22 protein-coding genes are annotated in these 23,471 nt (G+C 42.8%); 16 read left to right on the top strand and 6 right to left on the bottom strand.

From position 1 onward, the window contains the following. The 9 genes from KXD37_RS14340 to sipT all read left to right on the top strand — a co-directional run bounded on the left by KXD37_RS14340 (position 1) and on the right by sipT (position 10,247). Positions 1-1,815, top strand: a complete 1,815-nt coding sequence (locus KXD37_RS14340; RefSeq protein WP_106020375.1) for an ABC transporter ATP-binding protein — start codon at positions 1-3, stop codon at positions 1,813-1,815. Positions 1,816-1,936: 121 nt separating this feature from the next. Then, positions 1,937-2,632: a toxin SDP protection protein YknW gene (yknW, locus tag KXD37_RS14335; protein ID WP_024121240.1), complete on the top strand. Its 696-nt coding sequence runs from the start codon at positions 1,937-1,939 to the stop codon at positions 2,630-2,632. A gap of 4 nt (positions 2,633-2,636) precedes the next feature. Then, the gene (locus KXD37_RS14330; RefSeq protein WP_101860674.1) at positions 2,637-3,773 is read left to right on the top strand and encodes an efflux RND transporter periplasmic adaptor subunit; all 1,137 of its coding nucleotides are present in this window, start codon (positions 2,637-2,639) and stop codon (positions 3,771-3,773) included. Beyond that, positions 3,774-4,466 carry an ABC transporter ATP-binding protein gene (locus KXD37_RS14325; RefSeq protein ID WP_024121242.1) on the top strand — a complete coding sequence of 231 codons (693 nt, stop codon included), beginning with the start codon at positions 3,774-3,776 and terminating at the stop codon, positions 4,464-4,466. It begins immediately after the preceding gene. Continuing rightward, on the top strand, positions 4,463-5,656 hold the full coding sequence (gene skiZ, locus KXD37_RS14320; RefSeq protein ID WP_095714711.1) for a sporulation-delaying-protein transporter subunit SkiZ: 1,194 nt from the start codon (positions 4,463-4,465) through the stop codon (positions 5,654-5,656). The genes KXD37_RS14325 and skiZ overlap by 4 nt, the downstream gene beginning before the upstream one ends. A 278-nt stretch (positions 5,657-5,934) precedes the next feature. Then, positions 5,935-6,690, top strand: a complete 756-nt coding sequence (locus KXD37_RS14315; RefSeq protein ID WP_024121244.1) for a DeoR/GlpR family DNA-binding transcription regulator — start codon at positions 5,935-5,937, stop codon at positions 6,688-6,690. Next, on the top strand, positions 6,687-7,598 hold the full coding sequence (pfkB, locus tag KXD37_RS14310) for a 1-phosphofructokinase (protein WP_101860676.1): 912 nt from the start codon (positions 6,687-6,689) through the stop codon (positions 7,596-7,598). The genes KXD37_RS14315 and pfkB overlap by 4 nt, the downstream gene beginning before the upstream one ends. Before the next feature lie 14 nt (positions 7,599-7,612). Next, positions 7,613-9,523 (top strand): PTS fructose transporter subunit IIABC, encoded by a 1,911-nt coding sequence (locus tag KXD37_RS14305; RefSeq protein ID WP_254518215.1) that lies wholly within the window; start codon positions 7,613-7,615, stop codon positions 9,521-9,523. Between the two features lie 142 nt (positions 9,524-9,665). Beyond that, on the top strand, positions 9,666-10,247 hold the full coding sequence (gene sipT / locus KXD37_RS14300; RefSeq protein WP_024121247.1) for a signal peptidase I sipT: 582 nt from the start codon (positions 9,666-9,668) through the stop codon (positions 10,245-10,247). A 34-nt stretch (positions 10,248-10,281) separates the two neighbouring features. On the opposite strand, the gene KXD37_RS14295 is transcribed toward sipT, so the two are convergent. After that, a complete protein-coding gene (locus KXD37_RS14295) occupies positions 10,282-10,551 on the bottom strand; it encodes a hypothetical protein (RefSeq protein ID WP_017696821.1) in 270 nt (89 codons plus the stop codon). A gap of 184 nt (positions 10,552-10,735) precedes the next feature. On the opposite strand from KXD37_RS14295, the gene KXD37_RS14290 reads away from it, so the two are divergent. Beyond that, positions 10,736-12,355 carry an ABC-F family ATP-binding cassette domain-containing protein gene (locus KXD37_RS14290; protein ID WP_024121248.1) on the top strand — a complete coding sequence of 540 codons (1,620 nt, stop codon included), beginning with the start codon at positions 10,736-10,738 and terminating at the stop codon, positions 12,353-12,355. Positions 12,356-12,415: 60 nt separating this feature from the next. Then, the gene (locus KXD37_RS14285; RefSeq protein WP_101865186.1) at positions 12,416-13,327 is read left to right on the top strand and encodes a ketopantoate reductase family protein; all 912 of its coding nucleotides are present in this window, start codon (positions 12,416-12,418) and stop codon (positions 13,325-13,327) included. 27 nt (positions 13,328-13,354) lie between these two features. Here the strand turns inward: KXD37_RS14285 and KXD37_RS14280 are convergent, their stop codons facing one another. The 3 genes from KXD37_RS14280 to mreBH all read right to left on the bottom strand — a co-directional run bounded on the left by KXD37_RS14280 (position 13,355) and on the right by mreBH (position 15,942). Continuing rightward, a complete protein-coding gene (locus KXD37_RS14280) occupies positions 13,355-14,587 on the bottom strand; it encodes an aminopeptidase (RefSeq protein WP_106020639.1) in 1,233 nt (410 codons plus the stop codon). A 113-nt stretch (positions 14,588-14,700) separates the two neighbouring features. Next, on the bottom strand, positions 14,701-14,832 hold the full coding sequence (locus tag KXD37_RS14275) for a protein YkpC (RefSeq protein WP_024121251.1): 132 nt from the start codon (positions 14,830-14,832) through the stop codon (positions 14,701-14,703). Between the two features lie 102 nt (positions 14,833-14,934). After that, complete coding sequence (mreBH, locus tag KXD37_RS14270) at positions 14,935-15,942, bottom strand: cell shape-determining protein MreBH (RefSeq protein ID WP_024121252.1); 1,008 nt, start codon at positions 15,940-15,942, stop codon at positions 14,935-14,937. Between the two features lie 282 nt (positions 15,943-16,224). On the opposite strand from mreBH, the gene abhA reads away from it, so the two are divergent. The 5 genes from abhA to ade all read left to right on the top strand — a co-directional run bounded on the left by abhA (position 16,225) and on the right by ade (position 21,453). After that, positions 16,225-16,503, top strand: a complete 279-nt coding sequence (abhA, locus tag KXD37_RS14265; RefSeq protein ID WP_095714714.1) for a transcriptional regulator AbhA — start codon at positions 16,225-16,227, stop codon at positions 16,501-16,503. A gap of 190 nt (positions 16,504-16,693) precedes the next feature. After that, entirely contained in the window at positions 16,694-17,980 is a 1,287-nt protein-coding gene (gene kinC / locus KXD37_RS14260; protein ID WP_024121254.1) for a two-component sensor histidine kinase KinC, read from the top strand. 15 nt (positions 17,981-17,995) lie between these two features. Then, positions 17,996-18,826, top strand: a complete 831-nt coding sequence (locus KXD37_RS14255) for a gamma-glutamylcyclotransferase (RefSeq protein ID WP_106020369.1) — start codon at positions 17,996-17,998, stop codon at positions 18,824-18,826. A 71-nt stretch (positions 18,827-18,897) separates the two neighbouring features. Then, positions 18,898-19,563, top strand: coding sequence for a Ktr system potassium transporter KtrC (gene ktrC, locus KXD37_RS14250; RefSeq protein WP_010334094.1), 666 nt, complete (start codon positions 18,898-18,900; stop codon positions 19,561-19,563). A gap of 156 nt (positions 19,564-19,719) precedes the next feature. Next, positions 19,720-21,453, top strand: a complete 1,734-nt coding sequence (gene ade, locus KXD37_RS14245; RefSeq protein ID WP_106020368.1) for an adenine deaminase — start codon at positions 19,720-19,722, stop codon at positions 21,451-21,453. Positions 21,454-21,487: 34 nt separating this feature from the next. On the opposite strand, the gene rnjA is transcribed toward ade, so the two are convergent. After that, complete coding sequence (gene rnjA / locus KXD37_RS14240) at positions 21,488-23,155, bottom strand: ribonuclease J1 (protein WP_010334096.1); 1,668 nt, start codon at positions 23,153-23,155, stop codon at positions 21,488-21,490. Positions 23,156-23,160: 5 nt separating this feature from the next. After that, positions 23,161-23,370: an RNA polymerase subunit omega 1 gene (rnpZA, locus tag KXD37_RS14235; RefSeq protein WP_010334097.1), complete on the bottom strand. Its 210-nt coding sequence runs from the start codon at positions 23,368-23,370 to the stop codon at positions 23,161-23,163. Between the last annotated feature and the right edge of the window lie 101 nt (positions 23,371-23,471).

Raw genomic sequence — 23,471 nt, 5'->3', positions numbered from 1 at the left:
ATGAAACAAGCAAAAAAACAGGGGATTTTGGAGCGTTTCTATTATTCTTCAGATGAAATCATTGAAAAACCGTTTAACTGGGCTCAAATGTGGCGGCTGTTAAGCTATGTCAAACCATACGGAAAAACAATTCTGCCGCTTTCTTTTCTCACCGTTTTGATTGGGACTGCTGTGAAGCTTGTCATTCCTATTCTGATCGGTGTTTATGTTCTCGATCAAGCCATTACAGCAAAGAATTCGGAATTGCTGATGCAGCTGATTATTTTGATCAGCGTTTTATACGCTGTTAATTATGCAGCCAATATGCTAAGGATCAGATGGATGAACCAGCTTGGCCAGCATGTCATTTACGATTTGCGCCAGCATTTATTTACCCATGTGCAGCGCTTGTCCCACCGATTTTTTGATCAGAGATCGGCAGGGTCTATTCTCGTCAGAATTATGAATGACATTAACTCCCTTCAGGAGCTTTTCACAAGCGGCGTGATTAACTTATTAACAGATTTATTGCTTTTGGCGGGAGTCGTCATCATTTTATTCACGCTGAGTCCTGAACTGACCATAGCCATCATGGTGACTCTGCCGATTATGTTTTTTATTTCAACAAGTCTCAGAAAAAAAATCCGCCGTTCATGGCAAACGGTGCGTCTGAAGCAATCAAAGCTGAACTCCCATTTAAATGAAAGCATACAAGGTATCCGCGTAACGCAGGCTTTCACGCAGGAACAAGAAAACATGGCGTATTTTGACGGAGTCAATCAGGAGAACTATCAATCATGGCGGGAAGCAACAAGAAAAAATGCTGTGTTCCGTCCGCTGGTAGAAATGACAAATGCGATAGGAACGGCTGTATTAATATGGTATGGCGCCACACTCATCATGAACCAAACTATTACAATAGGTGTCTTCGTATCTTTCGCCTTCTATTTAGGCATGTTTTGGGAGCCTATTTCAAGATTAGGCCAGGTTTATAACCAATTGTTAATGGGGATGGCCTCGTCAGAGCGGATTTTCGAGTTTTTAGACGAACAGCCGAACGTCAAGGAAAAGCGGGATGCCATTCACAAGAAAAATATTAAAGGCCATATCAGCTTTGAAGAGGTTGAATTTTCTTATGATGAAAAACGAAAGGCACTTCATGCCGTTTCCTTTTCTATTCCTGCAGGCTCGACACTTGCACTAGTCGGACACACGGGGAGCGGGAAAACAACGATTGCCAATTTAATCAGCCGATTTTATGATGCAACAGGAGGAACCATTAAAATAGACGGCACTCCGATAAAAGACCTGGCCATTGCCAGTTTACGCTCTCAAATCAGCATTGTGCTTCAAGATACGTTTATTTTCTCGGGAACGATTATGGAAAATATTCGTTTCGGAAGGCCGGATGCGTCAGACGAAGAAGTGATAAAAGCTGCTCAAGCAGTCGGAGCGGATGAGTTTATATCTGGTTTAGCAGAAGGATACGAAACAGAAGTGGAAGAAAGGGGCAGCGTACTATCCGCCGGTCAGCGCCAGCTCATTTCCTTCGCAAGAGCGCTGCTCGCAGATCCTGCTATTATCATTCTTGACGAAGCCACGGCAAGCATTGATACAGAGACAGAAGTCAAAATCCAGCAGGCTTTAAAAACTTTGCTGAAAGGCCGTACAGCCGTCATGATTGCCCATAGATTGTCCACGATCCGCGACGCCGACCATATCATCGTTCTTGATCACGGCAGGAAAATGGAAGAGGGCAGCCACGAACAGCTGCTTGCGAAAGGAGGTATTTATGCAGGACTGGTGAAAGCGCAATACAGCATAGCTGCCGAATAAAAGCCTGCAGTTTGAAAGTCTGAAGGCCTATTGAATGATTTGGATATTTTTTAAAAAAATATGAAACTTTTTTTAGATCCTTTCGTATTATCAGCTAGATATGTTCAAGGAGGTTTTATATATGGAAGCAAATGTAGAAAAAAACGGCGGAGTGTCAACTGAAAAGCCATCCCTTTTTGGAGTGATCACAAGTCCTGGAACTCAATTTGAGAGAATAAGAGAAAGGCCGGTTGTATGGGGCCCGCTCTTGATTGTTGCGGCAATCATCATAGTTGGTGCTGTATTGCAGGGTCTCGGAACGGATTATAGCGAGCTTCTTAAAGCGACGGATACTGAAGGTTTATCGCCTGAGCAGATTTCAACTGTCGCCACTATTACCAAGTTTGGAGCAATGGCAGGTTCGATTCTCGGCGGAATTGCAGCTTTATTTATTGCACCTCTCATTTATTGGCTCTGTGTGAAAATATCAGGAGGCGTAACGACGTATAAGAAAATGCTTTCTCTCGGTCTGTTTGTCTCCTTAATCAGCAGCTTAGGATTATTGATCAACGGAATTGTTGCTTTTACAACTGACACAAGTTCACTTTACAGCATGACGTCACTTGCGGGAATTATTCCTTCAGACATGCCTTTAGCCAATGTATTAAATACATTTGAAATCTTCAGCATTTGGAGCTATGTATTATTAGCGATCGGTCTTCACAAAACGGGAGGCATCTCCAAAAAAGCAGGGTGGATATCCGTTATTATTCTTTTCGTCCTTTTGGTCGCATTTTCGTTTGTTTCAGGGGCGATAAACTCTGTGGCAGGTGCATAAATAGATGAAAAAAGTCTGGATTGGAATTGGGATTGCAGCATTAGTCGCTCTTTTTATAGGAATTAATATTTACCGGTCTGCCGCTCCGACAAGCGGCAGCGCCGGCCAGAAGGTGGAGACGGGCAGTCTAGAAGAAAAAAAGATATCGTCAACGGTTATGGTTCCAGGCACACTTAAATTTTCAAATGAACAATATGTGTTTTATGAAGCCGATAAAGGAACTTTGAACGACATTAAAGTGAAGGAAGGCGACAAAGTTAAAAAGGGTACGCCGTTAGTCACTTATACGAACGAGCAGCTTAGTCTGGAAAAAGAACAGAATCAATTGACCTCTGAATCGAACCGGCTGCAAATCGATCAAATTCAAGAAAAGCTACAAGCGTTGGACAGTAAAGAAAAAGAACTGACAAAACAGCTTGGAAAGAAAGAAGCAGAAAAACAAGTTGACTCTGAGCGCACAGAGCTTGAAATGCAGGAAAAAACAGCTCAAATTGAATTAAAGCAAACTGAGCTTCAGCGGCAGTCGCTTGCCAATCAAGTGTCAGATCTTCAAGTGAAAAGCGAGATCGAAGGCACTGTGATTTCTGTCAACCAGGAAGCGGCATCAAAAAAGTCAGATATTCAAGAGCCCGTTATACATATCGGCAATCCTAAAGATCTTGTCGTTGCAGGAAAATTGTCTGAATACGATACACTTAAAGTCAAAAAAGGCCAAAAGGTCACACTCACTTCAGATGTCATTCAGGATAAAACATGGAAAGGTACAGTTTCAGCTGTCGGACTAGTGCCGGATCAGCAGGATAACGCCGCGGCAGCAGCTGGCACAGATCAGGCGGTACAATACCCGCTTCAAGTCAAAATAAAAGGTGATCTTCCTGAAGGAAAGCCAGGTTTTAAATTCATTATGAATATAGAAACGGATAAGCGGAAAACCAATACGCTTCCTTCTAAGGCAGTTAAAAAAGAAGACGATCAATATTATGTGTATACAGTAAAGGACGGTAAAGCCAAGCGAGTCGACGTCAAAATCGGGGAAGTAACAGATGATGTAACGGAAATAAAAGAAGGAATTTCTAAGGATGATCAGGTCATTTTAAATCCTGCTGATGATTTGGCTGACGGAACGGAAGTGAAAGCATAAATGATTCAGCTTTCAAATGTGCGAAAAAGCTACCAGATCGGCAGAGAAACGTTTGATGTTCTTCATTCGATTGATTTGAACATCAATCAAGGGGAATACGTTTCGATCATGGGGCCGTCAGGATCGGGAAAATCAACGATTATGAATATTATCGGCTGTCTAGACCGTCCGACTTCCGGTATATATAAGCTGGACGGCGAAGACATCTCTTCTTATAAAGACAGAGAACTGGCCGCAGTCCGCAACAAATCCATCGGTTTTGTCTTTCAGCAATTCCAGCTTCTCCCGCGGCTGAACGCTAAAAAAAATGTCGAGCTGCCGATGATTTATTCCGGCATTGGAAAAAAAGAACGCCAAGAGAGAGCCGAAAGAGCCTTAGAAAAGGTCGGATTAGCCGATCGGATGCTTCATATGCCGAATGAGTTATCCGGCGGTCAGAAGCAGCGTGTGGCCATTGCGAGGGCAATCGTCAATGAACCAAAATTAATTTTGGCGGATGAACCGACTGGCGCGTTGGATACGAAAACAAGTGCAGCGATTATGGACCAATTTACAGCGTTAAACGACGAGGGAACAACGATTGTACTTGTCACCCACGAGCCGGAAGTTGCAGATTGCACGAACCGGGTCATCATGGTGCGAGACGGAGAAATTGTTCCTCCCGGCTCCGGACAAAGGAGCGTGGGGGAATGAGTCTGTTAGAAAACGTCAGAATGGCTTTGAGCTCTGTTCTTGCACATAAAATGCGTTCCATTTTAACGATGCTCGGAATCATAATTGGTGTTGGCTCTGTTATTGTCGTCGTTGCTGTAGGGCAGGGCGGCGAGCAAATGCTTAAGCAGTCCATCAGCGGTCCGGGGAATACGGTGGAACTTTACTACATGCCGAGTGACGAAGAGCTTGCAAGTAATCCGAACGCCGTAACGGAGTCAACTTTCACAGAAAACGATATTAGCGGATTAAAAGATATAGAAGGGATAAAACAAGTGGTTGCATCGACTTCTGAAAGCATGAAGGCGCGTTATCATGAGGAAGAAACCGATGTAACCATTAACGGAATCAACGACGGATATATGAATGTCAATTCCTTAGAAATAGAAAGCGGGAGAACCTTTACTGATAATGACTTTCTTGCGGGAAAAAGGGCGGGCATTATATCGCAAAAAATGGCAGAAGAGCTGTTTGATAAATCCTCTCCTCTCGGTGAAGTTGTCTGGGTAAACGGACAGCCTGTGGAAATTATCGGTGTGCTGAAGAAGGAAACAGGTTTGCTGTCTTTCGGACTAAGTGAAATGTATGTGCCGTTTAATATGATGAAATCGTCTTTCGGTACAAGTGACTTCAGTAATGTGTCATTGCAGGTCGAATCGGCTGATGATATAAAATCTATCGGAAAAGAAGCGGCACAGCTGGTGAATGACCATCATGGCACTGAGGATTCATATCAAGTAATGAACATGGAAGAGATTGCAGCAGGAATTGGAAAGATCACAACAATCATGACCACGATTATCGGCTCAATTGCAGGCATTTCGCTTGTAGTCGGCGGAATCGGTGTCATGAATATTATGCTCGTGTCAGTGACAGAACGAACGCGGGAAATTGGGATTCGGAAGTCTCTCGGAGCGACGAGAGGACAAATTCTGACCCAGTTTTTAATCGAATCAGTCGTATTAACGCTTATCGGCGGACTGATTGGGATCGGGATCGGATACGGAGGGGCCGCGCTGGTTTCTGCCATTGCCGGCTGGCCGTCATTAGTATCCTGGCAGGTCGTATGCGGAGGCGTGCTGTTCAGTATGCTTATTGGCGTTGTCTTTGGAATGCTTCCTGCAAATAAAGCTGCCAAGCTCGATCCGATTGAAGCGCTGCGTTACGAGTAACCTCATGCATATGCATGAGGTTTTTTTATGTTTGGTGCTTTTTACTATGAATATAAAAGACTTTTTACATTAAGATAAGAAGAAAAAGTCATACAATTGTCCTTATTTTTGTCGAATTTACAGTTTACAAACCCTATATACATACGTTAATATGGAGAAACGTGAAAGATTTTGATAGTTATTGAATGAATTTGAATGATTTTAGTTGCCTATTGTAAAAAAAGCGTTTACAATGAAATTGTATTCAAAATGAATACGTTTTCATTAGGAGGTGAAGCATGCTAACTCCTGAAAGATATCAGTTGATTATTGATCAAATAGAAAAGCGTGATGTGGTAAAGATTCAAGAGCTCATAAATCTTACAAATGCTTCTGAATCTACAATCAGAAGAGATTTATCGACGCTTGAAGAACGCGGTTTTTTAAAGCGTGTTCACGGGGGAGCTGCCAAGCTTTCCGATATCAGACTTGAACCTGATATGCTTGAAAAATCATCCAAAAACCTTCAAGACAAATTGAAGATTGCTGAAAAAGCCGCTTCACTTTTGGAGGAAGGGGATTGCATTTATCTCGATGCGGGCACGACGACTTTGCACATGATTGATTTTATGGATAAAAGCAAAGATATCGTTGTGGTCACGAACGGGGTTATGCACATCGACGCATTGATAAGGAAAGAAATATCTTTTTATCTGCTTGGAGGATATGTAAAGCACAGAACGGGTGCGGTTATCGGAGGCGCTTCACTGATTGCCATGGATCAGTACAGATTCGATAAGAGTTTTCTGGGGGCAAACGGTGTGCATACAGAGGCCGGCTTCACAACGCCTGACCCTGATGAAGCCCTTTTGAAAACGAAGGCTGTCAAACAGGCAAAACACGCTTACGTCTTAGCGGACCCTTCGAAATTTGGAGAAATTTCATTTTCGGCATTTGCCGGCATAGGCGACGCAACAATCATTACGACTGACGCTGAAGAGCTTACATTCGATAATTACCAAGAAAAAACTGTCGTAAAGGTAGTGAAACCATGATTTATACTGTAACACTTAATCCATCTGTCGATTATATTGTTCACGTTGAAGATTTTACTGTAGGAGGCCTGAACCGTTCCGCATACGATACAAAGTATCCAGGGGGAAAAGGCATCAACGTATCGAGACTGCTGAAAAGACATCATGTTCAGTCAAAAGCGCTCGGATTTATCGGCGGATTTACCGGAGAATATATCAAAACATTTTTGCGCGAAGAAAACCTGGAAACAGCTTTTTCTGAAGTAAAAGAAGATACCCGCATCAATGTGAAATTGAAAACTGGTGATGAAACGGAAATTAACGGTCAGGGACCAACGATTTCAGACGAAGATTTCAATGCCTTTTTAGAACAGTTTACATCTTTGCAAGAGGGGGATATTGTCGTTCTTGCTGGAAGCATTCCATCTTCACTGCCTCAAGATACCTATGAAAAAATCGCAGAGGCTTGCAAACAGCAGAACGCGCGTGTTGTGTTAGATATCTCTGGCGAAGCGCTTATGAAAGCAACAGAAATGAAACCGTTTTTGATGAAGCCAAACCATCACGAGCTTGGTGAAATGTTCGGAACGACGATTTCATCTGTTGAAGAAGCTGTTCCTTATGGGAAAAAGCTTGTAGAACAAGGCGCTGAGCATGTAATCGTATCCATGGCCGGTGACGGAGCGCTTCTGTTTACGAAGGATGCCGTTTACTTTGCAAACGTACCAAAGGGGAAATTGGTAAACTCAGTCGGAGCAGGAGATTCTGTCGTTGCAGGTTTTCTTGCCGGTGTTTCCAAGCAGCTGCCGCTTGAAGAGGCATTCCGCTTAGGAGTTACATCAGGCAGCGCTACCGCGTTTTCTGAGGAACTTGGTACAGAAGAATTTGTCCAGCAGCTTCTTCCTGAAGTTAAGGTCACACGTCTATAGAGGAGGAAACAAAAGTGAAAATAACTGAGCTTTTAACGAAGCATACGATAAAGCTTAATATTGAAAGCAAAGAAAAAGAAAACGTTATTGACGAAATGGTCACAGTTCTCGATAAGGCTGGAAAATTAAATGACAGACAAGCCTACAAAGAAGCCATTTTAAATCGTGAAAGCCAAAGTTCAACGGGTATCGGTGAAGGAATCGCTATTCCGCATGCGAAAACGGCAAGCGTTATCAACCCGGCGATTGCGTTTGGGCGTTCAAAAGACGGTGTCGATTATGAATCACTAGACGGCCAGCCGGCACACTTGGTCTTCATGATTGCAGCGACTGAAGGTGCAAACAACACTCACCTTGAAGCACTGTCAAGACTGTCTACGCTGTTAATGCGTGAAGAAATTCGCAAACAGCTGCTTGAAGCTGAATCAGAAGACGCGATTATTGACATTATCAATCAGCATGATAAAGATGATGACGAAGAGGAAGAAGAAGAAGAAGAAGAAACGGCACCAGCACCAGCCGGAAAAGGTAAAATCCTAGCGGTTACAGCTTGTCCGACAGGTATTGCCCATACTTTCATGGCAGCGGATGCCCTTAAAGAAAAAGCGAAAGAGCTTGGTGTTGAGATTAAGGTTGAAACAAATGGTTCAAGCGGTATTAAGCACAAGTTAACTGCTCAAGAAATTGAAGATGCACCTGCAATCATTGTCGCAGCGGACAAGCAGGTTGAAATGGAGCGCTTTAAAGGCAAACGCGTGCTTCAGGTTCCAGTAACGGCAGGTATCAGACGTCCGCAAGAGCTTATCGAAAAAGCGGTGAATCAAGACGCACCGATTTATCAAGGCAGCGGCGGCGGTTCTTCTGCTCAAAGTGATGAAAATGAACCAAAAGCCAAATCTGGCGGCATTGGAAACGCGTTTTATAAGCACCTTATGAGCGGTGTCAGCAACATGCTTCCATTCGTAGTGGGCGGCGGTATACTCGTTGCAATTTCATTCTTCTGGGGTATCCATTCTTCAGATCCGAATGATCCTAGCTACAATACGTTTGCTGCAGCATTGAACTTTATCGGCGGCGACAATGCATTAAAACTGATTGTTGCAGTTCTGGCCGGCTTTATCGCGATGAGTATTGCAGATCGTCCGGGATTTGCTCCTGGTATGGTCGGCGGGTTTATGGCCACTCAAGCGAATGCTGGATTCTTAGGCGGTTTGATTGCCGGATTCCTTGCTGGTTATGTCGTGATTTTATTGAAAAAAGTATTTGTGTTTATCCCTCAGTCACTTGATGGATTGAAGCCTGTATTGATTTATCCGCTGTTTGGTATTTTTATCACTGGCGTATTAATGCAATTTGTAATCAATACACCTGTAGCAGCATTCATGAATTTCTTAACAGACTGGCTTCAAAGCCTTGGGACTGGAAACTTGGTGTTAATGGGTATTATTTTAGGCGGTATGATGGCGATCGACATGGGCGGTCCGCTTAATAAAGCAGCCTTCACGTTCGGTATCGCGATGATTGATGCAGGCAACTATGCGCCTCATGCAGCGATCATGGCCGGCGGTATGGTTCCTCCGCTAGGTATCGCACTTGCAACAACAATTTTCAGAAACAAGTTCTCTCAGCGTGACCGTGAAGCAGGTATTACATGCTACTTCATGGGTGCGGCTTTCGTAACAGAAGGCGCAATCCCGTTTGCTGCGGCTGATCCGCTTCGCGTAATTCCAGCGGCTGTGGTCGGTGCAGCGGTTGCCGGCGGATTAACTGAATTCTTCCGTGTAACCCTTCCTGCACCTCACGGGGGCATATTCGTAGCCTTTATTACAAACCATCCGCTCCTTTACTTATTAAGTATTGTAATTGGTGCTGTGGTTATGGCGATGATCCTAGGTATCGTGAAAAAACCTGTAACTGAAAAATAAGGAAAAAAGCGTCCTGTTACTAAAGGACGCTTTTTCTCTATCTTCTCGCGGCAGCGCGGTTAAGTTATGTATTTTATAATAAATTATGATAAAGTAAAAGAAGGGAAACAACTGACATAGCAATCGTCTAGGAGGAAACACTTTGACCGAAGAAAATCAAACAAAAACTGAAAAAGCGGGGAAGAAAAAAACCAATACGTATTGGGAATGGGGAAAAGCAATTGTCATTGCTGTCCTGCTGGCACTCATTATCCGCCACTTCCTATTTGAACCGTATTTAGTCGAAGGTTCATCTATGTACCCCACTTTACATGACGGCGAAAGACTGTTTGTCAATAAAACGGTACACTATATCGGTGAGCTGGAGCGGGGAGATATCGTCATTATCAATGGTGAGACTTCAAAAATCCATTACGTCAAACGATTGATCGGTAAGCCTGGAGAAACCGTGGAAATGAAGGATGACACGCTTTATATAAACGGAAAAAAAGTTGCCGAGCCTTATTTGTCTAAAAACAAAAAAGAGGCAGAAAAGCTTGGTGTCAGTCTTACAGGCGACTTTGGCCCGGTGAAAGTACCGAAAGGCAAATATTTCGTCATGGGGGATAACCGGCTAAACTCCATGGACAGCAGAAATGGCCTCGGACTGATTGCGGAAGATCGGATTGTGGGTACGTCGAAGTTTGTATTTTTCCCGTTTAATGAAATGCGCCAAACCAAATAAAAACGCCTTGCTGGCCTTTGGACAGCAGGCGTTTTTATTTGGAAAAAGAAGCGACTAATGCAATGCATAATACAGTGACAAATACTGAACCGATAATGGCCAGCACACTGAAGAAAAGATGCACTTGCTTGTTCTCTTTGCCGCGTTTTTCTAATAACCGTTTAGAGAAGATATGTGAGAAGATATAAATCAGGGCGATCCCGATATATAAGCCGATATCTTTGGCGGTAAAGCCAGTTACGGCAAGGTAAAAGCCTGTAAAAAAGATCAATAAGCAATATTCAGTCAGTGTTAAAAGCCTCAATGTGTTCCTCCGAGTAAGAATGTATGATTTTCCATCTGGATGCATCCTCTTTGCCTTCAATTGTACCACAGCTTTTCCCTTTTAGTGTAGAAGTGTTTCTGCCTGCTTTTATCAGGGAAGCATTTCTCTTGTCTTCCATTCATGGTATACTTTTAATGATGATAGACATGATGGAGGATATTAAATGATTGCTGTAAATAATGTGAGCTTGCGCTTTGCGGATCGCAAGTTATTTGAAGATGTAAATATTAAATTTACCCCAGGCAACTGCTACGGGTTAATTGGTGCCAATGGTGCTGGTAAATCAACGTTTCTGAAAGTGTTATCAGGAGAAATTGAGCCTCAGACAGGCGATGTTCATATGAGTCCTGGCGAGCGTCTTGCCATCCTGAAACAGAACCACTTTGAGTACGAAGAGTATGAAGTGCTAAAAGTTGTAATTATGGGACATAAGCGTTTATACGAGGTCATGCAGGAGAAAGACGCAATTTACATGAAGCCTGATTTCTCGGATGAAGACGGAATTCGTGCGGCAGAGCTCGAAGGTGAATTTGCAGAGCTGAACGGATGGGAAGCAGAAAGTGAAGCTGCGATCCTTCTAAAAGGTCTCGGCATCTCAGAAGATCTTCACACGAAGAAGATGGAAGACCTTGGCGGTTCCGAAAAAGTGAAAGTTCTCTTGGCTCAGGCATTATTCGGCAAGCCCGATGTTCTGCTTCTTGATGAGCCGACGAACCACTTAGACCTTCAGGCAATTCAGTGGCTGGAAGAGTTTCTGATTAACTTTGAAAACACTGTGATTGTTGTATCCCATGACCGTCACTTTTTAAATAAAGTGTGTACACATATTGCTGACCTTGATTTTAACAAAATCCAAATCTACGTCGGAAACTATGATTTCTGGTATGAATCAAGCCAGCTTGCTTTGAAGCTTTCTCAAGAAGCGAACAAGAAAAAAGAAGAGCAAATTAAACAGCTACAAGAGTTTGTGGCCAGATTCAGCGCAAATGCGTCTAAATCAAAACAGGCGACTTCAAGAAAGAAACTTCTTGATAAAATTTCTCTTGATGATATTAAACCGTCTTCACGCCGTTATCCTTACGTCAACTTCACACCGGAACGAGAAATCGGTAATGATGTTCTCCGGGTAGAAGGATTAACGAAAACAATTGACGGTGTAAAAGTTCTCGACAATGTCAGCTTTATTATGAATAGAGAAGATAAAATTGCTTTTACAGGACGTAATGAATTGGCTGTTACTACTTTGTTCAAAATCATTTCCGGGGAAATGGAAGCTGACAGCGGAACATTTAAATGGGGCGTGACGACATCTCAAGCGTACTTCCCTAAAGACAACAGCGAATATTTTGAAGGCAGTGATTTAAATCTTGTAGACTGGCTTCGCCAATATTCTCCTCATGATCAAAGTGAGAGCTTTTTACGCGGCTTCTTAGGACGCATGCTGTTTTCCGGTGAAGAAGTACACAAAAAAGCAAATGTTTTATCCGGGGGAGAAAAGGTTCGCTGCATGCTTTCGAAAGCTATGCTTTCTGGCGCCAATATTTTAATTTTGGATGAACCGACCAACCACTTAGACCTAGAATCTATTACAGCGCTCAATAATGGCTTAATCAGCTTTAAAGGCGCTATGCTGTTTACATCACATGACCACCAGTTTGTACAGACGATTGCCAACAGAATCATAGAGATTACACCTAATGGCATTGTTGACAAGCAAATGAGCTATGACGAGTTCCTTGAAAATGCTGATGTGCAGAAAAAACTGGCTGAACTATACGCGTAATAAAAAAAGCAGAGAATTCTCTGCTTTTTTTTGTACATAGAAAAGAAAGGGGACATTAACTTGAAATTTTTAATTGTCGGAGCAGGTGGAGTAGGCGGTTATATTGGCGGACGGCTTGCAGAGAAAGGGAATGCGGTGACGTTTCTTGTCCGTCAAAAAAGAGCTGAACAGTTAAAACAAACGGGACTAGTTATTCATAGTGAAAAGGGTGACGTGTCCTTTCAGCCCGCAGTAATCACTGCAGGAGAAAAAGAACAGTTTGATGTAATCATCATCGCTTCTAAAGCATATTCACTCGGTCAGGTGATTAGCGATGTCAAACCTTTTGTCCATAGCGAATCAGTCATTATTCCTTTCTTAAACGGTTATCGTCATTACGAGCAGCTGTTTACGGCATTTTCGAAAGATCAGGTGCTGGGCGGGCTGTGCTTCATAGAAAGTGCTTTAAACAATCTGGGAGAAATCAACCATACAAGTGCGTCGCATCGTTTTGTGTTCGGTGAATGGAACGGTGAGCGTACGGAACGGATAAAAGAGCTTGAGGAAGCATTTGCAGGAGTGAAGGCAGAGGTCATCATTAGCGGGCATATTGAGAAAGACATCTGGAAAAAATATCTGTTTATTGCAGCACAAGCAGGAATGACAACCTTATTTCAAAGACCGCTTGGACCAATCCTTGAAACAGAGAGCGGACGGCACACTGCGCGAACACTCATTGGGGAAATCGGTATGATCTTGCGCAAGGAAGGAGTTCCGGCTGATCCAGAGCTTGAAGAAGACAGCTTCCGCACAATGACAAGCATGTCTTATCATATGAAATCCTCCATGCTCCGTGATATGGAAAATGGCCAAACGACTGAAGGAGATCATCTGCACGGCTTTTTGCTTGATAAAGCAAAGCGTTTGTCTCTTTCAACACCAATATTAGAAACAGTTTATGCCAATCTGCAAATGTATGAAGCAAAAAAATAAGAAGGAGGCGAAAGCCTCCTTCTTTATTTAAAAAGCCCAATTTCCATTTCTAAAGATAGGCTCTCTTTTTCCGTCTTCAGTAATTCCATCAATGTTCATATCCTTAGAACCAACCATAAAGTCTACGTGGGTAATGCTTTCATTTAAGCCTTCTTTGACAAGCTCTTCGCGAGACATCTGTTTTCCGCCCTCAATATTAAAAGCATAGGCACTGCCGATCGCCAGATGATTTGACGCATTTTCATCAAATAAAGTGTTGTAAAAAAGAATATTTGACTGTGAAATAGCCGAATCGTACGGGACAAGAGCTACCTCACCAAGATAGTGAGAGCCTTCATCTGTTTCGACCAATTCTTTTAAAATGTCTTCTCCTTTTTCGGCTTTAATGTCAACAATACGGCCATTTTTGAATGTGAGCGTGAAGTTTTCGATAATGTTCCCGCCGTAGCTTAGCGGTTTTGTGCTCGATACAAACCCGTCAACCCCGTCTTTTTGCGGCAGTGTGAATACTTCTTCTGTCGGCATATTGGCCATAAATTCATGTCCGCTTTCATTTACGCTTCCGGCACCTGCCCAAACGTGTTTTTTCGGCAGCTTGATTGTTAAATCAGTTCCTTCTGCTTGGTAATGTAAAGCGGCATAATGTTTTTGGTTCAAGTGATCAACTTTTTCATGAAGGTTTTGATCATGATTGATCCACGCTTGAACCGGATTTTCTTCGTTTACGCGTGTGGCTTTAAAAATTTCTTCCCACAGGAGCTGTGTCGCTTCCTCTTCTGATTTGCCAGGGAATACTTTCTGAGCCCAACCTGCTGATGCAGCACCGACGACAGTCCAGCTCACTTTATCAGATTGAATGTATTGTCTGTATGTATGTAACGCTTTGCCTGCAGCTTTTTGGAAGGCGGCAATCCGTTTGGAATCTACACCTTGCAGTAAATCTGGGTTTGAGGATACGACTGAAATAAAAGCAGCTCCTTTCTTGGCAAGCTCTTCTCTGCCTTTCGCTTCCCATTCAGGATACTCTTCAAAGGCTTCAAACGGCGCCAGTTCATATTTTAATTTGGCCAATTCGTCATCCTGCCAATTCACTGTTACATTTTTTGCGCCTTTTTCATATGCATGTTTTACAATCAGACGGACGAAATCGCGTACCTCCGTCGAAGCATTTACCACCACATACTGGCCTTTTTGGACATTAACGCCGACCTCAACCGCCAGCTGGGCATATGTATTTAGTTTCTCTGAAAATGTATCCATCAATCTTTCCTCCTCGTGCTTTTTTCTCATCATATCAAATAATCTCCTATAAAGAAAAGAAAGGAGTGCAAAGAGAAAAACCCAAAACAAAATGGTTTTGGGCTTTTCAACACTTATGGATGATTCATTTTTACAGTACCTTCAGGCGCATGAGGCATGTTTGCCAGTGAAATGCTCATGCCTCCAAGAATGATTCCGCTCAAAATGGCTGCAATCGCTACCCGTCTTCCTAAATCTCTAAGCATCTGTTTCCTCCTTATCGTTTCTCCATTTCCCACAATATGAAGCGAGAGAGGAAAAAAGAAGCAGGAATTTCAATTACTTTCTGAGATTTTGCGAGAAAAGGATTATTTAACCGCTTTTTGGAGCTTATCAATCACCTCTAAAGAACGGCCGGTGCCGATTGCCACGGATTCAAGCGGGTTTGGCGCCACGTGTACAGGTACAACGATTTCTTCTGACAGCCATTCTTTGATCCCGTTAAGAAGCGCCCCGCCGCCTGTTAAAATAACGCCGCGATCGACAATGTCTCCGCTTAATTCAGGAGGACAGTCCTCAAGTGTGGCTCTAATCGCTTCAAGAATATGAAGGAGAGATTCACGCATCGCGTTTTGAATTTCATTTGATTGAAGCATAATGGTTTTCGGTAGCCCCGTCACAAGGTCACGTCCGCGAATTTCCATTGCATCCGGCACATGCTCAATCAATGCATGGCCAATTTCCATTTTAACCTGCTCAGCTGTACGTTCACCGATCAGCAAATTGTACTTTTTCCGCACAAAAGCAACGATATCCTCATCAAGCTGGTCTCCGCCGATTCTGATTGAATGGCAGGAGACAACGCCTCCAAAGGAAATAATCGCGACTTCCGTCGTCCCTCCGCCGATATCTACCACCACGTTAGCAACCGGCTCGTCAACCGGCAAATCCGCTCCGATTGCAGCTGCCACCGGTTCTTCAATTAAATGGACGTTTTTCGCTCCGCAATTTTTCACCGCGTCACTGATGGCGCGGCGTTCCACTGCAGTTGAGCCTGATGGTGTGCACACAACGACATTCGGCTTTCTGAACGACATGCCGATGCTCTTTCCGGCTTTTTTCATGATGTGCTTTAACAAATCAGTTGTCATGTCGTAGTCAGCGATAACGCCGTCCTTCATCGGTCTGACAGCGACAATTTTTCCCGGTGTTTTACCGATCATATTTTTCGCGTCAGTCCCGATCGCAAGCACTGCTTTAGTCGTTGTATCTACTGCGACAACAGAAGGTTCATTTAAGATGATTCCTTTATTTTTGCTGTAAACAAGTATATTAGCTGTTCCTAAGTCAATTCCAATTTCAGTTGATTGAAACATGTTTTCACCCAATCTTTATCCTGATTTTATATGATTCTACATTTAAAGTTTCTAAGAAAAGAAGTGATTTTTGGGGGTGTGCGTCGGGAAAGAAATGTTTTTGTAAAAAACTGCGGAAGGGTGTAACAGAAGTAATACATTTTTCGGTTTTATGGAAAAAATATCTTGCGATTCTTCAAGAAAGCGGGAAACTTTTTCTAAGTTTCGTACGTCTACGATATATTGAGGTACAACCTTGAATATTACATGAAAAAAGAAACATTTAAGGAAGAAGGGTTTTTTATGAAATCAATAGGTGTTGTAAGAAAAGTAGATGAATTAGGCCGTATTGTTATGCCGATAGAGTTAAGACGGGCACTGGATATTGCTATTAAAGACAGCATTGAGTTTTTTGTCGAGGGCGATAAAATTATTTTGAAAAAGTACAAACCTCATGGCGTTTGTTTAATGACTGGGGAAATCACTTCAGAAAATAAAGAGTACGGCAACGGTAAAATTACGTTAAGCCCTGAAGGCGCACAGCTGCTTCTCGAAGAAATTCAAGCCGCTTTAAAAGAATAATATATGTTGAAAAAGGCGGAATGGTGTAATCTCCGCCTTTTTTTGCGTGCCGATTTCTGATTACCGCCGCCTAAGATATGACATCATGAACAAAAGGTAATGAATGATTTGGGATACTTTACATATTTTACTCAATTATTTGTCGAAGAATGGTACAATAAACAGAGAAACACAAGCGGCAGGTGGTCATATGAGAAAATATCAAGCACGTATCATTTCCATTATTTTGGCAATGATTTTTATTATGTTTTGGGATTATTTATTTTATTTTATAGGCAAAAACCCGATTAATTGGCCTGTTGACATTGTGTATACAGCAGTAACGATTTTCAGTGTCTGGATGCTGGCGTATTATGTCGATGAGAAAAAACAGCTGGTCAAGAAAATGAAAGATAATGAATGGAAGTATAAACAGCTTTCTGATGAGAAGAACCGCATCATGGATAATTTACAGGAGATCGTTTTTCAAACAAACGCAAAAGGCGAAATTACATACTTAAATCAAGCGTGGGCAGCCATCACAGGTTTTTCGATCAGTGAATGTATGGGGACAATGTATAATGATTACTTCATAAAAGAAAAGCATGTAGCTGATCACATTAATACTCAAATCAAAAACAAAGCGTCCTCGGGGATGTTTACGGCAAAATATGTGACAAAGAACGGGACGATTTTTTGGGGCGAGGTTCACTATAAACTTTACTATGACCGAGATGAGCAATTTACCGGAAGCCTGGGTACAATGTCAGACATCACTGAGCGAAAAGAGGCTGAAGATGAGCTTCTGGAAATTAATGAACGGCTTGCGAGGGAGTCGCAGAAACTGTCAATCACGAGTGAACTGGCTGCCGGCATTGCACATGAGGTCAGAAATCCTTTAACGTCCGTCAGCGGATTCCTTCAAATTATGAAAACATCATATCCGGATAGAAAAGATTATTTTGATATCATCTTTTCAGAGATTAAAAGAATTGATCTGGTGCTCGGCGAGCTGCTGCTGCTGGCGAAGCCGCAGGAAATTACATTTAAAACGCACCCAATCAATGAAATTTTGAAACAAGTCACGACATTGCTTGATACGAATGCCATATTGTCCAATATTGCTATTGAAAAGAATTTTGGTGAGACGGAAGCCTGTATGATTAAAGGGGACGAAAACCAGCTGAAGCAGGTTTTTATCAATATTATTAAAAATGGAATTGAAGCAATGCCAAAGGGCGGTGTCGTAACGATTTCCACTGCTAAAACAGCTTCACACGCCGTAATAAGCGTAAAAGATGAAGGGAACGGCATGTCACAGGAAAAGCTTGAGCAAATCGGAAAACCTTTTTATTCAACAAAGGAGAAAGGCACAGGGCTGGGGCTCGCCATTTGTTTGAGAATATTAAAGGAACATAACGGGGAATTGAAGATTGAAAGTGAAGCTGGAAAAGGCAGCATCTTTCAAGTTGTTTTGCCTTTGAAATCTGACAGCTGAGAGGGGAAAAACAAGATGAACTCGCTTCTGTTTGTATATGGGACCTTAAGGAAGCATGAAAAAAATCATCATTTGTTATCACAGTCGGCTTGTATCAGTGAGCAGGCGCGGACAAAGGGAAGTCTTTTTAATACGGCAGCCGAGGAACCCGCGGCCGTGTTTGGGGCTGATGGCTATATTTGCGGTGAGATATATGAAGCAGATGAATCGTGTATACATAAGCTTGATCTTTTTTATCAAGGCTACCACAAGAAATCTGTACATGTCGAAACTGATGCTGGAATCAAGGAAGCACTTGTATATTATATGGAAAAAGATGATTGTGCTGACTTTGTGAAAATAGGCAGCGGTGACTGGAAAGAACATCAGATGATCAGCAAATCTAAAGATCCCGTGTACTATTTTGCCTATGGATCTTGTATGGACAATGCCCGTTTTCAAAAAGCAGGGGTTGATCATTATTTTCAAGATCCAGTGGGAGGAGCTGTTTTAAAAGGGTATACAACCCGCTTTACGTTAAAAAGGCCAGACGGCTCAAGAGCGGATATCACTGAAGACGGAGGCACGACAGAAGGGGTTCTGTATCGTCTTCCTTTTTCAGCTGTCACCTATTTGTATAAAAGGGAAGGGGTTGAATCTCTTACCTATCGGCCGGCATTTGTAGACGTTGAAGCAGGGGGAAAGCTCTATACCGATTGTTTAACCTTTCTCGTCCTCCGAAAAGAAGCAGAAACAGCACCTCCTCAGCATTATCAAATCGAGATTGAACGGGGAGCGGAGCTTTATTTGACCCCGGGCTTTACTGAACGGCTTAAGCAGCATATGAATTCGCTGCCAAAAGGTTGATGAAATTAACACTGCTTCAAAAGAATATGTTAAAATTTGATCAATATGATGTTAGGTAAAGGAGCACCACTATGAAAAAAGAATTTGCCGTAATTGGTCTCGGCCGTTTTGGTGGAAGTATATGCAAAGCATTGAGCGAAGAGGGCGTCGAGGTCATGGCGATGGATATTGATGAAGATAAAGTCAACGAGTATGCCAAGATTGCATCACATGCCGTCATCGGAGACTCGACCGACGAATCTGTTCTGAAAAATTTAGGTTTGAGGAATTTTGACCACGTCATTGTTGCGATCGGTGAAAATATTCAGGCGAGTATATTAACAACTCTGATCCTCAAAGAACTGGGTGTCAATACGATTACAGTTAAGGCTCAGAACGATTATCATGAAAAAGTGCTGTCCAAAATCGGCGCGGATCACATTGTCCACCCGGAACGTGATATGGCAAAAAGAATTGCGCATAATATCGTTTCCAACAATGTACTTGATTATTTGGAGCTGTCAGAAGAGCATAGTCTTGTCGAGATCGTGGCCAACAGCCGTCTTGCCGGAAACACTCTTCTCGATTTAGATATACGGGCGAAATACGGTATTAATATTGTAGCGATTAAAAGGGGCAAGGAAGTCATCGTGTCGCCGCTTGCGACTGAAGTGATACATCAAGAAGATATTCTCATCGTCATTGGATCGGTTACGGATATTTCACGTTTTGAGAAAAGAGTTCTTCATACGAAATAGAAGAAATATAAGCCGTCCTTAGGGGCGGTTTTTTCATATTATCAGAATATAACAACTTTAATGAACTAAGCGCCAATTTACTAAAATTTTATTGACTACGGATAAGCGTTCCGATAGCATATTGTACCATATAAATAAAAAAGAGGAGGGGGCCATTTGAATAAAGAAGCGCTGGTCAAAAGGCTGAATGCTTCAGCCCGCAGACAAAAAGCTGACATCGTCATTAAGAACGGGAAAATCATGGACGTATATAATCATCAGTGGATTTATGAAGATATTGCGATAACAGACGGAGTTATTGTAGGCCTCGGCCTGTATGAAGGTGAAGAAACCATTGATGCAGAGGGGCAAGTCATTGTGCCGGGATTTATTGATGGTCATGTACATATTGAGTCATCAATGGTGACACCGATCGAGTTTGCAAAAGCCGTATTGCCGAATGGCGTGACGACCATCATTACCGATCCGCATGAAATAGCGAACGTGTCCGGTCAGGAAGGGATCAAATTTATGATTGAACAGGCTCGCCAAACACCGCTGAATATCCATTTTATGCTTCCCTCCAGTGTGCCTGCCGCCAGCTTTGAGAGATCCGGTGCGGTACTTCAGGCGGCCGATTTGAAGCCATTTTACGAAGAGAAGGAGGTATTGGGTCTGGCTGAAGTGATGGATTATGTATCGGTTGAGCAGGGTGAAGCAGACATGGTTAATAAGCTGTTTGATGCCCGGAGCGCGGGGAAACGGATTGACGGACATTTAGCAGGCTTGTCAACTGATCTCATCAATATTTACAGAACCGCTTTTGTCTTGACCGATCATGAGGTAACGACGAAGGAAGAAGCGCTGGATCGTATCAGAAGAGGAATGTACGTCATGATGCGAGAAGGGTCAGTCGCCAAAAATACAATGAAAGTGCTGCCGGCTGTTAATGAAAAGAATGCGCGCCGTTTCTTCTTCTGTACTGATGATAAACACGTAGATGATTTATTGTCAGAGGGAAGTGTGAATCATCAGGTGAAAATGGCTATTCAAGCAGGTCTCGATCCGTTTTTGGCATACCAATTAGGAAGCCTGAATGCAGCGGAATGCTACGGACTAGATACAAAGGGAGCGGTTGCTCCGGGATTTGACGCCGATTTGCTCTTTATTTCAGATGTGGAAAATGTCACTGTCACAAAGACGTTGGTAAAAGGACAAACTGTTGCTGAAGATAATAAAGCAGTCTGTCAGGCGCAAGCTCATACGCTAACACCAGACCTGACGCTGCTTCATTCCGTTAACCTTGCTGCTCCTCTTTCCGAACAGGATTTTCATATGCCAATTGATCCTCAGCAGCAGATGAATGTCATTCAAATCATACCAAATCAGCTTGAAACACGCCTGGTGAGTGTTCCGGCTCCGGAAGCACCCATTTTTCAGCCTGATATCGATCTTGACTTGTTAAAGATTGCAGTCGTGGAACGGCATAAGGGATTAAAAGAAACGGGACTTGGTATTGTGAAAGGATTTGGTTTGAAAAGCGGGGCGATTGCAACAACGATTTCACACGATTCGCATAATATCATTGCCGTGGGGACAAATGACACCGATATCGCAGCCGCAGTAAATAAGCTGCAGGAAATTGGCGGCGGATTAACAGTTATAAAAGACGGGGAAGAACTTCACTCGGTTCCTCTGCCGATTGCGGGGTTATTATCCGACCAATCTGCAGAATTGGTGAATCAAAGCTTAATGACGCTTCATGAAAAGCTCTCATTCATCGGTTTCAAAGACCGGTTTAACCCATTTTTGACGCTTTCATTTTTGGCTTTGCCTGTCATTCCTGACATCAAAATGACGACAACAGGGTTGTTTGATGTAAAGTCATTTCAGCATATAGCACTGCAATAAAAAAGATGCACTCCTAAGTGAGTGCATCTTTTTTTTAAACCTCCATAATGATCGGAAGGATCATTGGGCGGCGTTTCGTTTTTTCATATAAGAACGGAGCAAGCGTATCCGTGATCTCATTTTTGATTTCTGACCATTGAGTGGTTTTTCGTTCCATGACTTTTTGCAAGTGGTTTGAAATGAGCTCCTGGGCGTCATTGATCAAATCACCTGATTCTCTCATGTAAACAAACCCTCTGGAAATCAAGTCAGGGCCCGCTGAAATCTTAAAGTCATCCATATCTATGCTGACAACGACGATCACAAGACCTTCTTCAGAAAGAATTCTGCGGTCGCGAAGCACGATATTTCCAATATCACCGATACCGCTACCGTCGATATATACTGAACCGGATGGGATTTTACCGGCAACTGAAGCTTCATCGCCTTTAAGCGCCAATACTTCACCGTTATCCATGATAAAGCAGTTTTCTTCAGGGATGCCGCAATCTGTCGCAAGCTTGACATGCATCTTTTGCATTCTGTACTCACCGTGAATCGGCATGAAGAATTTAGGCTTGATTAAACGAAGCATCAGCTTTTGTTCTTCCTGTCCGCCGTGACCGGATGTATGGATATCATTAAGAGGTCCGTGAATAACCTCGGCCCCCGCACGATACAGCTGGTTAATTGTGCGGCTCACGCTGATTGTGTTGCCCGGGATAGGGGATGAAGAAAATACGACTGTATCTCCAGGATTGATTGAAATCTGCCGGTGTGTGCCGTTTGCAATTCTGGATAAAGCCGCCATCGGTTCCCCTTGGCTTCCTGTACACAGGATCGTTACTTTATTGGCAGGAATGCGATTGATTTCATTATGTTCAATAAACGTATTTTTAGGACAGTTAATATAGCCGAGAGTTTGTCCGATTTCGATAGCCGATTCCATACTGCGTCCAAATACGGCAACTTTTCTTCCATTTAATACAGCAGCCTCAATTACCTGCTGCAAGCGGTGAATATTCGACGCAAATGTAGCGAAGATAACTCGGCCGTCCACCTTGCGGAAAATGTCATGAATGCTTTCTCCGACACGGCGTTCAGACATAGTGAACTCGGGGTTTTCACTGTTTGTGCTGTCTGAAAGGAGGCACAGAACGCCTTCTTTGCCGATTTCGGCCATTTTCGTTAAGTTTGCCGGCTCGCCGACTGGAGTAAAGTCGAATTTGAAATCTCCAGTATGTACGATGTTTCCGGGCGGCGTTTTTACAACAATACCGTAGGAATCCGGAATACTGTGTGTTGTTCTAAAGAATGACACAGCCGTTTTGCGAAATTTTACGATATCATCCTCACCGATGATGTTAAGCTTAGTCTGTCTTAATAATCCGTGCTCTTCAAGTTTATTCCGAAGTAAGCCGATCGCGAGTTTACCGCCGTAAACGGGAATATTGACTTGTCTAAGCAGGTACGGGATGCCGCCGATATGGTCTTCGTGCCCGTGAGTGATAAAAAGCCCTTTAATTTTATCTTCGTTTTTAACTAAATACGTGTAATCGGGAATGACGTAATCAATACCGAGCAGTTCGTCCTCGGGAAACTTGATCCCCGCGTCAATCAGCACAATTTCATCCTGAAACTGCACCGCATACGTATTTTTACCGATTTCGCCCAGTCCTCCGAGGGCGAAAACAGCAGTTTGATCGTTTTTTACAAATTTCATACCGCTCATAACTCCAATACTTTAAAATTTTCACTCTGTTGCTCATATTCTAAAAAAGCACCGTCAACAGGTGTGATAAATTCAATATTAAATTTCTTGTCTTTCAGTTTCGTTCTGACGTCACGCTCTGATACGCCTTCAATATAAAGTGAATCTGTTTTTTCCCGAACAGGTACTTCCTCAGCTTTTTTTTGATAAAATACCTTATAAATCATCCAAATCTCTCCTTAAATGCCGTATGTTAGACTCGCTTATTCTATTATATTCGAAAACGGAATATAAGGAAAGTCTTGAGCAAAATAAGGACCTTTCAAAA

Origin of the sequence: Bacillus sp. XT-2 (genome assembly GCF_025696525.1) — a bacterium.
GTDB lineage: Bacteria > Bacillota > Bacilli > Bacillales > Bacillaceae > Bacillus > Bacillus halotolerans.
Note: the sequence above shows the minus strand (reverse complement) of the source record. Positions and strands in the feature narration are given on the sequence as shown.